The organism is Mesotoga sp. (genome assembly GCF_035363035.1).
Classification (GTDB): Bacteria; Thermotogota; Thermotogae; order Petrotogales; family Kosmotogaceae; genus Mesotoga.
Map to the genome: position 1 here is coordinate 45,792 of NZ_DAOSEH010000004.1, position 12,598 is coordinate 58,389.

The 12,598-nt window shown below is 49.1% G+C and carries 12 protein-coding genes; 4 read left to right on the forward strand and 8 right to left on the reverse strand.

Going from position 1 to position 12,598, the window contains the following annotated elements:
• Nucleotides 1-360 precede the first annotated feature (360 nt).
• The 6 genes from PKX57_RS01450 to PKX57_RS01475 all read right to left on the reverse strand — a co-directional run bounded on the left by PKX57_RS01450 (nt 361) and on the right by PKX57_RS01475 (nt 6,404).
• A complete protein-coding gene (locus tag PKX57_RS01450; RefSeq protein WP_213922202.1) occupies nt 361-1,191 on the reverse strand; it encodes a Cof-type HAD-IIB family hydrolase in 831 nt (276 codons plus the stop codon).
• A gap of 5 nt (nt 1,192-1,196) precedes the next feature.
• Nucleotides 1,197-2,030 carry a carbohydrate ABC transporter permease gene (locus PKX57_RS01455; protein ID WP_169698402.1) on the reverse strand — a complete coding sequence of 278 codons (834 nt, stop codon included), beginning with the start codon at nt 2,028-2,030 and terminating at the stop codon, nt 1,197-1,199.
• 4 nt (nt 2,031-2,034) lie between these two features.
• Nucleotides 2,035-2,922: a carbohydrate ABC transporter permease gene (locus tag PKX57_RS01460; protein WP_472415851.1), complete on the reverse strand. Its 888-nt coding sequence runs from the start codon at nt 2,920-2,922 to the stop codon at nt 2,035-2,037.
• Nucleotides 2,923-2,986: 64 nt separating this feature from the next.
• Nucleotides 2,987-4,255: an extracellular solute-binding protein gene (locus tag PKX57_RS01465; protein WP_213922199.1), complete on the reverse strand. Its 1,269-nt coding sequence runs from the start codon at nt 4,253-4,255 to the stop codon at nt 2,987-2,989.
• A 30-nt stretch (nt 4,256-4,285) separates the two neighbouring features.
• On the reverse strand, nt 4,286-5,098 hold the full coding sequence (locus tag PKX57_RS01470; RefSeq protein WP_472415853.1) for a metallophosphoesterase family protein: 813 nt from the start codon (nt 5,096-5,098) through the stop codon (nt 4,286-4,288).
• 82 nt (nt 5,099-5,180) lie between these two features.
• Nucleotides 5,181-6,404, reverse strand: a complete 1,224-nt coding sequence (locus PKX57_RS01475) for an ROK family transcriptional regulator (protein WP_472411730.1) — start codon at nt 6,402-6,404, stop codon at nt 5,181-5,183.
• Nucleotides 6,405-6,665: 261 nt separating this feature from the next.
• On the opposite strand from PKX57_RS01475, the gene PKX57_RS01480 reads away from it, so the two are divergent.
• The 4 genes from PKX57_RS01480 to PKX57_RS01495 all read left to right on the forward strand — a co-directional run bounded on the left by PKX57_RS01480 (nt 6,666) and on the right by PKX57_RS01495 (nt 10,770).
• Nucleotides 6,666-7,499, forward strand: a complete 834-nt coding sequence (locus tag PKX57_RS01480; RefSeq protein WP_472415854.1) for a sulfide/dihydroorotate dehydrogenase-like FAD/NAD-binding protein — start codon at nt 6,666-6,668, stop codon at nt 7,497-7,499.
• Entirely contained in the window at nt 7,492-8,871 is a 1,380-nt protein-coding gene (gene gltA, locus PKX57_RS01485) for an NADPH-dependent glutamate synthase (protein ID WP_214047556.1), read from the forward strand. Before PKX57_RS01480 ends, gltA begins: the two co-directional genes overlap by 8 nt.
• A 211-nt stretch (nt 8,872-9,082) precedes the next feature.
• Nucleotides 9,083-9,712: an acetate uptake transporter gene (locus PKX57_RS01490; RefSeq protein ID WP_213922194.1), complete on the forward strand. Its 630-nt coding sequence runs from the start codon at nt 9,083-9,085 to the stop codon at nt 9,710-9,712.
• Between the two features lie 134 nt (nt 9,713-9,846).
• Nucleotides 9,847-10,770: an EamA family transporter gene (locus PKX57_RS01495; RefSeq protein ID WP_213922193.1), complete on the forward strand. Its 924-nt coding sequence runs from the start codon at nt 9,847-9,849 to the stop codon at nt 10,768-10,770.
• On the opposite strand, the gene PKX57_RS01500 is transcribed toward PKX57_RS01495, so the two are convergent.
• Together PKX57_RS01500 and PKX57_RS01505 are read right to left on the reverse strand one after the other, a co-directional pair.
• Nucleotides 10,727-11,740: an NAD(P)H-dependent flavin oxidoreductase gene (locus PKX57_RS01500; RefSeq protein ID WP_472415868.1), complete on the reverse strand. Its 1,014-nt coding sequence runs from the start codon at nt 11,738-11,740 to the stop codon at nt 10,727-10,729. The two genes, PKX57_RS01495 and PKX57_RS01500, sit on opposite strands and share 44 nt — an antisense overlap.
• Before the next feature lie 157 nt (nt 11,741-11,897).
• Nucleotides 11,898-12,401 (reverse strand): prepilin-type N-terminal cleavage/methylation domain-containing protein, encoded by a 504-nt coding sequence (locus PKX57_RS01505; RefSeq protein ID WP_214075376.1) that lies wholly within the window; start codon nt 12,399-12,401, stop codon nt 11,898-11,900.
• Nucleotides 12,402-12,598: the final 197 nt, after the last annotated feature.

The window sequence follows — 12,598 nt, forward strand, 5'->3', positions numbered from 1 at the left end:
ATAGTGAGTAGTGGTTAGTGAATGGTGTGTTGTGGGTAAGAATCGAGAAAGAGCGTCAAGAGTTAACCAGGAGCCGTTATCCGTCGTCCGTCCACCGCCCTCCGAGAAGAGCAAGAGCGGGATGCCGGATCGCGATCCGGCATGACGGGAAGGGAGTAAGACTGTCATCCCGTAGTGATCCTATCACGAGAAGACGAGAGCGAAAAACACGAGAGAAAGAACGTTGAGAGTCCGCTTCACTCACGAGAAGGCGTCTCGCTCTCTCTACTTCTCTCTCTTACTCTCTCATTCTCTCTTTTCCTCTCTCTTCCTCTCCTCTGACCTCTGTTTTACCAGGAACCTGGACGCGAAAGCCTTGAGTTATGGGGTCATATTTCGCAGCAATTTCTTCATCATCTTCGAAAATCCGTTTTCATCGTTCGATACAGTTGTTACAGTCGCGATTCTCCGCACTTCTTCGGAACCGTTAGACATGGCCACGGAAAGACCGGCCGCTTTAAGCATTTCGATATCGTTGTCACTATCTCCAAAGGCTACGGCGTTTTCGGGCGCTATACCTTCTCTTTCGCATATTTCAATCAATCCACGACCTTTGTCAACGTTCGAGCGCGTGACATCCAGGTAGATTCCTCCGGATCTGGTGAAACTGACCTCTGGAAACTGCCCGGCGAGCTTCTCCCTCAAAGAGGGAAGATAGCCGGGTTCTGAGAGTACGACCAGCTTGATCGGCGGGTTCTCCTGGAGATATACAGCAAGATCTCCAACGATCATCGGCTCTAAGCCGGTATGTATTGCATACCTTTCCGCCGTAGGGGTCAGTTTCGAAAAGACCAGCTCGCCATCCACATAAGCGTGAATATGAATATTGATCTCACTTACAGTCCTGACTATTTGCGAAGCCGTTACGGAGTCTAGCTTAGTTCTGGAAATCACCTCTCCCCTCAGGGTAACTTCAGAACCGTTGAAGGCAATGGCGTTGAAATTATGTTCATCGAGTCCGGCGAAGAGGTTTCTGATCGATCCGGTCGATCTACCGCTGGCAAAAACCATTAAAATGCCCCGGTTCACGATCTCCTGGATCGCCTTCAGGTTCTCACCGGACAATCTCTCTTCGCTGTCTAGAAGCGTGCCGTCTATATCACTGAAAACGGCCCGCACGTCTTTTAACTTCCACTTCTCCGGCTCTTTCATGGAGGTCATCCTTTCATCCCGGAATTGGCGAAGCTCTGAACGAAAAGCTTCTGAAATATAGTGAACGCGATCAAAAGAGGCCCTATGACTATCAGAGTCGCTGCCATGAGCAAACTCCATTCGGCCCCTCCCTCGGCCTGCTGGGCGAAGATCGTCAGACCTACCGTCAGGGTTCTCGATCTGGACGTTTCGGTAACCAGGAGCGGCCAGAGAAATTCATTCCAGTGATATGTGACGCTAATTATCGAAAAGGCTATCAGCGAAGGCCGGACGATCGGCAGAAAGACGTGCCAGATCAACTGAAAGGTGTTGCAGCCGTCGAGTTTGCCGGCATCCTCCAGCGATTCCGGAACGCTTTTGAAAGCCTGCCTCATCAAAAAGGTGCCCATGGCCGAGGCGAAATATGGGAGCATGACCCCCAGCCTTGTATCGATCAATCCCATCTGGCTTATGGTCAGGTAGTTTGGAAGAATCGTGCTCTGCGGGGTGATCATAAGTTGAGTGAGGAAGAGTATGAAAAAGAAATCCCGCCCGGGAAACTGGAGCCTCGCGAAGGCGTAGGCCGCCATCGTTATCGTAACGAGCTGTATGGCCAACAGTCCGAAAGAGGTTATTATGGTGTTCAGATAGTAACTCGCGAACGGCGCGTATGACCAGGCGTTTGTGAAATTGTCGAAATTGAGACTGCCCGGCAAAAAGTTGAACGGGTTGGAGAAGATCTCGGTTTTCGTTTTGAAAGCGGTAGTCGTCAACCATATTAGAGGCATTAGAATCATGAGCGAAAAGATCACCAGTACGAAATAGACTGTTGCTTTCGATACCAGATTCCCCCACTTCATACGATCACCTCTCGTAGTGGACGAAGTGTTGCAGTCCGAAGTAGTAAATGAAGGTGAAGCCCAGCAGAATCGAGAAGAGAACCACAGACGCGCTGCTGGCTAATCCAGTGTCCCAATAAACAAATCCATTTTGATAGATATAATAGAGCAAGACGTTGGTGGTGTTGTAAGGTCCTCCTCTGGTCATGACATATACCTGATCTACGGATTGAAACGAGTTTATGATCGCCATCAAAGTTACGAAAAAAGTAGTCGGAGAGAGCAGTGGCAGGGTAATCTTTCTCAACTTCTGCCAGGCGTTGGCTCCTTCAAGCACCGCCGCTTCATACAGACTTTCATCGATTGACTGAAGCCCAGATAGAAAGAGCAACATATAATAGCCGGCGAATTTCCAGATAGAAACAAGGATGATCGAGAGCATCGCGTAAGGAGTGGTATTCAACCAGTCGATGTTCGACGAAAGACCAAAAAGGTTCAAAACTTTGTTCAGCAATCCATAGGACTGGCTGAAAAGAAAGATCCACACCATCGAGGCGGCTGCTATTGGAATCATAGTGGGGTAGAAGATAGAAAACCGGAAAGCCCCTCGAAGCTTCAGACGTTTGTTCAGGAGTATCGCGAAAACCAACCCGAGAAGTATTGCCGGTATGACGCTTCCGAGTGAGTAAACGAGATTGTTTTGCATTACCTGCTTGAAGAGACGGCTTCCAAACATGTATTCGTAGTTGGCCAGACCGACGAACTTCGTGACTCCTCCCGCCATTTTCTGAAAGAGGCTCAACCATACGGAGCGAACCACCGGATAGTAAGTGAATACTATTAGAAATACGAAGCTTGGAAGAATAAGCAAATAACCGAGTAAATAAGTTCTCCACTTACGGGACAATCTCATTCTCTCACCCCCGATTCAAAAAAGGAAAGGAGGAGCAAGTTTCGCGCTCCTCCTTCCACGCTTCTTATCTGTAAGGTCTCAGAACTCTTTCGGCTTCGGCCTGAGCCGTGTTCAGAGCATCTTTCGCGCTTATCATTCCGGCGATTGCCCCCTCCAGTGCATCAGTCATGAAGCGGGAGATCTGTCTTGCCGCGTGAGTTGCCGGCGGTTCACCGACCAGAACGAACTGGAGCTGTTCTCTCGCGACTATCGCGAAGGGAAATCCTTCGACGTATGCTTTCATTTCAGGAACATCGAAGGCATCCTCTCTTACGGCCACGTACCCTGTCTTCATGCTCCAGGTTGCAGCCTGTTCAGGAAGCGTCATCCATTTAATGAATTCCCACGCCGCCTTCTGGCGTTCTGCCGGTATTCCCGCCATTATTACAAGCTGCCCACCACCCGTCGGAACGGCCCTTCTGACGTTCTCGGGAAGATAGGCCACACCCCAGTCGAAGGTCGCGCTGTCCCTGACAAAAGTTAGACTGCCCGTAGAGTTGTACATCATGGCCGTAGTGCCGGCGACAAAATCGGCAGAAGAGTCTCCGAAGAGTCTTCTGGCAGGCATAAGACCTTCAGCAACTAGAGATCTCATGAACTCGAGAGCCCCGATCGCTTCTGGGCTGTTGAGATAGGTTTCCGTTCCGGCCTGATTGTTCACGAGTCCGCCATTTTGCATTATGAAGGCCGAGAGCAACCACTGATCTATCGGGATTTCCACTCCCCAGCGCACGGTGTTCCCGCCTTCCTTTTTCGCGAGTTTTGTCGCGTATTCTTTCAGTTCCGTCCATGTCGAAGGCGGTCTGTCGGGATCGAGGCCGGCCTCTCTGAACATGTCCTTGTTGTAGTAGAAGATCGGAGTGCTTTTCTGGAATGGTATCGCGTAAAGCTCTCCGGCGACGTCACAGTCCTCCAGAAAGGCCTGGAAGTAGGGTTCGAGGAAGGTCTCTCCTCCTTCGGCTTCGATAAACGATTCGAGAGAGATGATGATCTTCTCATCGGCCGCGGTCCATATGTCGGCGGCGGTGAGGAGAGCCACATCCGGCGGGTTCCCGGCCTTTGACGCCGTCAGAGCCCTCTGGAGAGTTTCCGGATAACCACCGGAGTATATCGGTTCGACGATGATATCCGGGTGGGTACTGTTGAACTTGTCGGCCAGCTCTCCCATGTACCTGGCCAGCGGACCGGCGACACCCACAGGGAAGTAGAATCTAAGAATTACCGGATCGGCTGCGATCAACGATGTTGCAAACACTGCAAAAACAACTAGAGCAATTACAAAGAACTTACGCATGCATTTCCCCTCCTTTTCTCTGGTTGATTCCTATAAAGAACTGCACGTGCTGTTCCAGAAGAACTTCCCCAGGATTCTTCGAGGATTCAAGCTTCGTATGGTCAGTTCCAGACGACCGTTTTCTGAAATAAAAACCTGCGCAAACATTCCGGGGGCGCCGCTCTTCTCCGGCCACGCTTCCGTAAAAGACGGTACTGAGATATACGGTATTCGATTGCACTCGTACAGGCCTAACCAGTGTACATGCCCGTTGATATAAGCCAGGACATTCTTTCCTCTACCAACCGTCTCCCTTACTTTTTCTCTGTTCTCCACGAAGGCCAGTTGCGGAAACTGAACGAAGTGAGGGTTGTCTCTTATCTCCTGATCGTCGGCGGGATGGTGGGCAAAGATTATTTTCGACAGATCGTCGGAATTCAGTTCGCGTTCAAGCCACTTCAGCTGTTCATTAGAGACACTTCCGCCGACCCCTTCTATAACCGGCTCTTCCGTATCCAGAAATATCAGCTTGTAACCCTTCACGAAAGCAACTCTATTTTCGACCGGCTGTCCGTAGATTTCCCTGTTCTCTTCCTTTGTGAGGTAGTGTATGTCATGATTTCCCAGGATCGGATAATAAGGTACCGATAGAGAGTTCATTATGCGGGCGAATTTCAGCGCGTTTTCACGGTCTTTTTCGTAGTTTAGGTTGTTCACTCTGTCGCCGAGTTCGACCAGAAAATCCATGTCAGGTGTGCCATTTATCTCTTCCACGAACCGCTTCATCAGGCCGGGTGTCTCTTCGCCCGGTCTCGTAGAATTGCTTGGACCCATGTGCACGTCACCTACAAGAGTAAAACTCAACTGTTGCCGATGCGAAATGGAAAGCGATGCCATTTATGGTCTCCTCCTTTATATAACTCCAAGCATACTTTCGATAGATCTTTCAAACGCCACGGTGTTCCAGCGAATTGGACTCGATTGAACCGACCTGCCTCATCTTTTCCCTTATGGCGACGGCAAGCGCCCCGATAAGGCCCGAGCGGGAGCCATAATGATTCTTCACAACCTCCGTCGAAATGAAGAGTCCCGGCAGGGCTTGCCTGGTGACCTCTTCGCGTATTATTGGCTCTACTACTGACCAGGCCTCGGTTATGAAGCCTCCGATAACCACGTAATTCGGGCTAAGAAAATTTATAACGTTCCCGATCCCGACACTCAGATTTCTCGCCATTTGCTGTACGGCCTTAATGGCCGGTTCTTCTCCACGAGAGGCCATCTGCGCTATCTTTATGGCCATGTCCCTTATACTTTTGGTTGGAAGGCTGAGTTTGTCCAGCTGATCCACATAGCTCTCCACAAGCTTCTTGTCGGATACGTAAGCCTCAAGACAGCCTCTTCTACCGCAGGTACATGTATTGCCGTTAATATCAACGGTGGTATGACCGATCTCTCCGGTGCTTATGCCGTCGTTTTTCAGAATCTCTCCGTTGAGCATCACCGCGCCGCCGATACCTTCTATAACATTCACGAATACTATCAGACCATCCCTGGGATATAACTCCTCGTGAAACCATGTCTCCGCGATCAGGGAGGCTGCCGAACGGCTTTCCCAGAAGACCGGCGCCGGAAAACCTACTATGTACCGCTCCAGTTCAATTTGCGGCCAATGCATATGACTTGGAAATTTCAGCACTCCATTTTTCGTATCTACGACACCGTAAAGACTTACGCCTATCGCCGATATCCTCCCGTAAAAGTCATCTTTGTGAAAGACTCTGTTTGCTCTTTCGCTCAACACGCCGAAATACTCTTCTGGAGAGAGTCTCCTGTCGAAACGATATACATCCTCTGTGACGATCTCGCCCAGTATGTTAGACACTGCTATCTGAAAATAGTCCCAGTGAAGATCAATCCCCGCAAAAAGCTTGCTTTCCCCATCCAGACTCAGTAGGACTGGTTTTCGACCACCCCTGCCTTTTTTCGAGTCGCCCACCATTAGCTCCTTAAGAAATTTCTCCTCGATCAGCTCTCCGGTAAGAGCCGACACGGTTGCCCGGGTGAGTCCCGAAAGTCTCGAAAGATCCGCTCTCGAAATCGCCCCTTTCCTTCTCACAAGATCCAGAACGAAGCGTTTATTCGTGGCTTTTACTTCATTCAGATTGGCCAACTCACCACCACCAATTGTTTGTTTGGTTATTGACTAAACAAATAATAACTCATATCTTTGGTTAGTCCCAAGTATGCGCCGGTCCGTTCTTTTAGATCTACAGTTAACTATACGCGATTAAGATCGATTATTGTAAGTTGTCGCGCCGAAGCTGTTTCCTCCTATAAAACACTATCTCAATTTGATTTGTGATACTTACTTTCATATATCCTTCAGAATATCTCAAGAATAATTCTGTTATCATACTTTTGAGGTGATGAGATGTACAAAGTTATTTCTAGAGAGGCTATTGCTCCAGATACATTCGATATCTGGCTTGAACATCCCAATATCCACAAAAGGGCAAAACCAGGACAGTTCCTTATTTTAAGGCTAGACGAGTTCAGTGAGAGAATACCCTTAACTATCGTATCGACAGCCGAAGGGAGAGTAAGAGTCATTATAAAGGCCATCGGGAAGAGCACGTATAAGCTCTGTGCCGTCAAGCCCGGAGACACGATCGCCGACATAGTGGGGCCCCTCGGTAACCCGAGTGAGATAGATCGCTTCGGGACTGTTTGTGTAATCGGAGGAGGAGTTGGAATAGCGCCGCTCTTTCCAATCGCCAGGGCGCTTAAGGAGGCAGGAAACAGGGTGGTGGGTATCCTCGGAGCCGCGAAAAAAGAACTGCTGATCATGAAAGATGAATTCCTTCCTTATCTGGATGAGCTTTACATCACTACCGATGACGGTTCGGAAGGAATCAAAGGTAATGTCACAGTCGCTTTGCAGGAAGTCTTGAAAAAAGAGAAAGTCGAATTTATCTGGGCTATTGGACCCATGGTAATGATGAAATTCGTATCGCTCATGGCGGCCGAAAATGATATCCTGTGCTGGGTATCGCTCAACCCGATAATGGTCGACGGCACAGGCATGTGCGGAGCATGCAGAGCGGAAGTGGGGGAAGAGGTCAAGTTCGCCTGCGTACACGGGCCGGAGTTCGACGGAAGAAAGGTCAAATGGGACGAGCTGATCAAAAGGCAGTACCAGTACAGAGAAGAAGAGAAACAGGCCATGGAAGATTATGTGAAAGAAATGGGTGGTAAGAATGCCTGAAAAAAATAAGACTAAGATGAGAGAGCTCGATCCTATCGAAAGGATCGGATGCTTCGAAGAAGTGGCACTGGGATACAGTAGAGAAGAGGCTTTGAAGGAAGCCGCCAGATGCCTTCAGTGCAAGAACCAACCTTGTGTTGATGGCTGTCCGGTTGGAATAAACATTCCGGGTTTCATAAAGGCACTCAGAGAAGAAAGGTATAAAGATAGCACCGTGATACTCAAGGGTGACAACAACCTTCCGGCGGTCTGCGGAAGGGTCTGTCCTCAGGAGAAACAGTGTGAGGCAAGGTGTATTCTCGGAAGGGTACCCGGAGGCGATGCTGTTGCCATCGGAAGACTGGAGAGATATGTCGCCGACCTGGAGATACCTATTGAAAGCGTTGTCAAACCACCGGTTCACAAAAAAGTCGCAGTCATAGGCGCCGGTCCGGCCGGATTGACCGTTGCGGCCGATCTGGCAAAAGAAGGAGTTTCAGTAACCGTGTTCGAAGCCTTTCACACCGCCGGTGGCGTTCTTGTGTACGGAATTCCCGAGTTCAGGCTTCCAAAAGAGATAGTTTCGAACGAGGTGCAATTTGTAAAGGAAATGGGTGTTGAGTTCAAATTCAACGAAATTGTGGGACGAACCGTTCCCTTCGAAGAACTCTTGAGTGATTACGATGCGGTTTTCATAGGAATCGGGGCCGGTGCGCCTAGATTCATGGGAATACCCGGAACGAATTTGAACAATATATTTTCGGCCTCGGAGTTCCTCACAAGAGTCAATCTGATGAAAGCCTACCTCTTTCCGAAGTACGATACTCCGGTTAAGATAAAGGATCGTGTAGCGGTGATAGGCGCCGGTAACGTTACGATGGATGCCGCAAGGACGGCGAAAAGACTCGGTGCCAAGGATGTCCATATTGTTTACAGGCGGAGCGAGGAAGAGATGCCCGCGAGGCTTGAAGAGTACCATCACGCCATGGAAGAAGGGATCAAGCTCCACTGTCTGACTCTGCCTGTGGAGTATTTGGGAGACTCGAACAACAACGTTATAGCCATGAAGTGCGTGAAAATGATTCTGGGAGAACCCGATTCGTCCGGCAGAAGGCGTCCCGTGCAGCTGGAAAATTCCGAGTTCACCATGGAAGTAGATATGGTAATCGAGGCGATCGGTCAGACACCCAACGCGGTCCTCAAAGCAGGCTTCCCCTCTGTCCAGCTCAACAAATGGGGATCCATACAGGCAGACGAGGAAACCGGCAGAACCAACTTCCCGAACGTCTTCGCCGGGGGAGATATAGTAACCGGAGCCGCGACCGTTATCGAAGCCATGGGTGCGGGAAAGAGATCCGCCAAGGCTATACTGGAGTACCTGGCCGGCGCCTGAGCCAGGAGTATCATTAGAAGCTGAGTACTTCCATACATATGTGAAGTAGTCGTTCATACGATAGAAAAATATTAGCGGTACGATTTATCGTTTCCTCTCGAAGGAGATACTTTCTTCGTAACCATTTTTTTGATTACACATCCCTAACTTTTGTAAATACAGACTTACAGACTGGAGTGCTCCGGCACTCCAGTGATGTCGGGAGGCATATATGGCAGATGCAAGAGAAACAAACGCGGTAAAGGCGCTCCAGGCGACGGCAAATCCTTCGCCACTCGGGTTGTTTGGACTGGCTATCGTGACTCTGGTAGCTTCGACTCAAAAGCTCGGAATAACGGAAGGAACTGTGAACATAATTCCATGGGCGATTTTTCTTGGCGCGGCGGCCCAGCTTCTGGCAGGCTTCATGGATTATAGGTTGAACAACACTTTCGGAGCCACCGCATTCTCCGGGTACGGTTTCTTCTGGCTTGGAGTTGCCATGACCTGGATGATGGGAAACGGCATTATCGCCATGAATCCAGCAGCGGTTGTGGACACGTCTCAACTTGCCTTTGCCTTCCTTGGATATTTGATCTTCACCCTCTATATGACATTGGGGGCTATGGGTACCAGTAAGGTACTCTTCGTAATCTTCTTTCTAATCGACATCCTCTTCCTGGGCTTATTTGTTAGTACTCTGGGTGTCGGCGGAGTTTTCTGGAAATATCTCGCCGGTTGTGCAGAGATGGGCATAGCGATCTTTTCATTCTATGGTTCGGCGGCTAACTTGCTGAACACTCATTACGGAAAGACGGTGCTTCCTGCCGGCAAAGCGTTTGGTCCGTGGGCGATGAAATAGAAAGATAGATTGAAACTTCACAGGTGGTATGTGTCTTTGCACCGTTCACCGGTTCGCACCGTATCGGATACGGTGCTATAATTTTCCGGGCAGGGTACTGTAAGAGCGGCACCCGGGCGGTGGGAGTTAATAGAATGGCCGGAAATTCGAAGAGAGTATATTCGGAAAAGTCGAAATCGATACTTCTTATGTTGATCGCCTCAGCGCTCTGGAGTACCGGAGGGTTATTCATAAAGAACGTTAACGCGCACCCTCTTGCTATAGCCGGTGTGAGAAGCGCCATAGCTGCAGTGGTAATCTTTGCCGCGAACAGAAAGCCCAAATTCAACTGGTCGCTTCCCCAGATCGGGGCGGCGCTTTCGTATGTCGGTCTGGTCTTTCTCTTCGTGAGCGCGACCAAGCTAACTACCTCGGCCAACGCAATCCTTCTTCAGTTCACATCTCCGATCTATGTTGCGATACTGGGTGCCTGGATTCTCAAAGAGAGGGTGAAGCTCTTCGACTGGATAACCATTTCGATCGTCTTCGGAGGTATGGTCCTCTTCTTCCTCGACAAACTCGATCCAAGAGGAGTGCTAGGCAACTTACTCGCCATAGGCAGTGGCGTTTGCTTCGCCCTTTTAACGGTCTTTATGAGAATGCAGAAAGATGGCTCGCCTATGGAGTCGATTCTACTGGGCAATCTGTTGACGGCCGTTATAGGGATACCCTTCATCGCTTTCGGAGTACCGGATGCCTTCGACTGGCTAATTCTTTTAGTTATGGGGATTTTGCAGCTGGGTATTCCTTACGTACTCTATTCGAGAGCCATAAAACACGTAACGGCGCTTGAATCGGTTCTAATCTCGGGCATAGAGCCGATATTGAACCCGTTCTGGGTCTTTCTTCTCATCGGCGAGGTCCCGGGTCCGCTGGCTCTGGTGGGCGGCTGTATAGTCTTCGTGATAGTCACGGTGCGCTGTATAATCTCCGCCTTTCCTCCGTCAGGTTCGAGAAAGGCCATCATGGTGACTATCAGTAAAGACTCAACGGACCCGTCCCGAAAAGACGTTCGATGACATCTTTTACGGTGGTTATTTCCTTTATTCTGTAACCCTCGGTTCCTGAAAAGGCGAAACCGTTTTCCAGGTCGCCCCTGCACGCGTTCATTAGAGCTTGCGCGATACAGTAGGGGGTCTCTCTAAAGTTGCAGGTCTTTATGCAATGATAGACACATTTGAAGGGCTTCTTGTTTCCGGCCTCCACATCGACTAAGAATTTATTCCTGATCGCTCTTCCGGGCATACCGACGGGACTTTTGATTATAACGATATCCTCTTTTTTAGCCTCTATCAGAGCCTGTTTGAATCTAATATCGGCATCGCACTCCTGTGTCCCGATGAAGGCCGTTCCGACCTGTACGCCCGAGGCTCCAAGTTCGAACATCTCCTGAACGTCTTTGCGTTCGAATATGCCACCCGCGGCTATGACGGGTACATCCTTTCCGTACTCGCGCTTTATCTCTTCTGTCAGTTGACGTACCTGCGGGATGGTACTGGAAAGCGAAAACTCCTGTGATTGCAGGTCTTCAATCCTGTAGCCTAAATGTCCGCCAGCCTTCGGCCCTTCTACGATAAAAGCGTCTGGAATGTAGCGGAATTTTCCGAACCATCTCTTCAGGATCACCTTCGCCGATTTAAGAGAAGAGACTATCGGTATTATAGCCGTTTTCGAACCTTCTTCCAGATAAGAAGGCAGGTCCAGAGGCAAACCGGCACCGGAGATTATCATGTCTATCTTCTCCCTTAAAGCTGTTACGACCATATCCTGGTAATTGGTCAGGGCGACCATTATATTCACGCCGAGAAGCCCGTCGGTTTTACTACGAGCTTTCCTTATCACATTTTTCAATCCTTCTATACTGGCCTGTTTGAAGTTTCTAGCGTACCCTTCTATCGTCATACCGATCCCCGCGGTACCGATAGTACCCACGCCTCCGGCGGAAGCGACCGCCGCAGAGAGACCGTCAAGAGAAATGCCTACGGCCATTCCCCCCTGTATCAGCGGTAGTGCCGGTTCGTGACTCTTTATTTTCAAGATGCCTATATCTCTCACCCCTTCCGGTCCAGATAAGATTGGATTATAAATTCTAACTGTAAAACATCCCTGAGGGGTTAGCGCGATGTCAGTTTCCCGTTTCGATTGCTCAGAAAAGGCGGTAATCTCTAAAGATACAAATTCTGTTTTCGGGGATATATGTGACGTAGGAACCTACGAGGTAATGTACCATATTGCTATTGTAAGTGATCTTGTGGAAAACTTCTTCATCATTGAGATAGCATTTTGCTCCGGTACTTAAAACAGTTGCATCTGGTGATATTTCGCGCACCAGCTCTACATCCACATGTGAAGGATCACATATCACTGTAATATAAACATCTCCGCTTTTCTTTATCACCAGATACAATTGGTACTTATCGGTCGCATTTTCGACGAGATCTTTCAGGCTTTTGATACTTTGGAAGTATTTTGGCCCTTCGATCATTAGCTTTTCCTCAGCTGCCATCATTATGGCTTTCATGTCTCGTGCTACTGTTGTCGCTTTCGTCTTTCTGAGAATGCTGGCGGACACGATCGTCGCGACCGAAATCAACGAGGCAATTATCACGACTACCATCAAAAGCTCGACAAGTGAAAAACCCTTCTTCATGCTAAACCTCCGTCAAATTATATATACTCAAATAATATATACAGAAATATTGAAAGAATAATATAGAAACACTGCTTTCTGTTCTTGACACGCTCAAAACTCTTTGGCCCTATCAACTCAGGCGTTTCGAGTTAAAGAAGCGAATTATAACCATACTTGCCTTATCTGGATGTGCATCCCCTGCCTCTCTTATTCTA